1 protein-coding gene is annotated in these 1,173 nt (G+C 57.5%); it reads left to right on the top strand.

The genetic code is table 11. The features are described from left to right. Positions 1-1,096 (top strand): group II intron reverse transcriptase/maturase (ltrA, locus tag ACT3UM_RS24160; protein WP_498902553.1); only part of this gene is annotated, 1,096 nt, incomplete at its 5' end. Between the last annotated feature and the right edge of the window lie 77 nt (positions 1,097-1,173).

The following is a 1,173-nucleotide window of genomic DNA, read 5'->3' as shown; positions in this document are numbered from 1 at the left end:
CCAGGCGCAGCCCGTCAGACGCGTTGCCATCGCCAAGGACGACGGCGGTGAACGTCTACTGGGTATTCCAACGGTACGAGACCGGGTTGTGCAACAGGCGTTGCGCAGTATCCTAGAACCGCTCTTCGAGCCGGACTTTCATCCATCGAGCTACGGGTACCGTCCGGGACGCAGTGGCCACCATGCTATCGGTAAGGCGGAGTTGTTCATCCGCCGCTACCGGCGTGAATGGGTCGTGGATATGGACCTGTCGAAATGCTTCGACACGTTAGACCACGACCTGATTATCCGCCAGTTCCGACAGCGGATCACGGACGGCAGTGTTTTGTCGCTGCTGCGCCAGTTCCTTGAAAGCGGTGTGATGGTGGGGTATCACCTCGAAGAGACGGCGCTGGGCAGCCCCCAGGGCGGGGTAATCAGTCCGCTGATCGCCAACGTCTACCTGGACGCCTTCGACCAGTTTATGAAAGCGCGGGGCCATCGAATCGTCCGCTACGCGGACGACATCCTGATCCTGTGCGGTTCACAGGCTGGAGCGGAGAATGCGTTGAGGGTGGCCCAGTGCTATCTGGAGGGTGAACTGAAGCTGACAGTTAACGCTACCAAGACCCACATCGCGCGCAGCGATGAGGGGATCAAGTTCCTGGGCGTGGTGATCTACACCAAGTACACCCGTATCCAGGAAAAGAAGGTGGTGAAGCTCAAGCAGAAAGTGAAAGCGTTGACGAAGCGCAATCGAAGTGCGGGACTTGCGGTGATCATCCGCGAGCTAAATCCTGTACTAAGAGGCTTCGCCAATTACTTCCGGGTAGCGAACTGCGCACGGGTGTTAAAACAGATGATGAGCTGGATCAGGCGACGTCTCCGCTGTCTCCAGCTTAAACAGTGGAAGAAGCCGAGTCGGCTGCATCGAAGACTGAAACAGCTGGGCTACCGCCCGCCGTTTAAGTACATCAAGATGCAAAGCTGGCGTAACGCGGCGTCGCCGCTGGCTCATCTGGCGATACCCAATGCCTACCTGCATGACAACCTGAGGTTGATGGACTTAACCCAGGTCAAAACGGGCATCACTGTCCCCGAGCTCGGGGTAAGTTAATGACATGAGCCGTATACGTGGCCCGTATGTACGGTTCTGTGAGAGGGATGAGGCGGTAACGCCTCACCCTACTCGAT

Source organism: Halomonas sp. AOP13-D3-9, assembly GCF_052379125.1.
Lineage (GTDB): Bacteria > Pseudomonadota > Gammaproteobacteria > Pseudomonadales > Halomonadaceae > Vreelandella.
The sequence above is the reverse complement of the archived record's forward strand: the minus strand, read 5'-3'. Positions and strand labels throughout refer to the sequence as shown.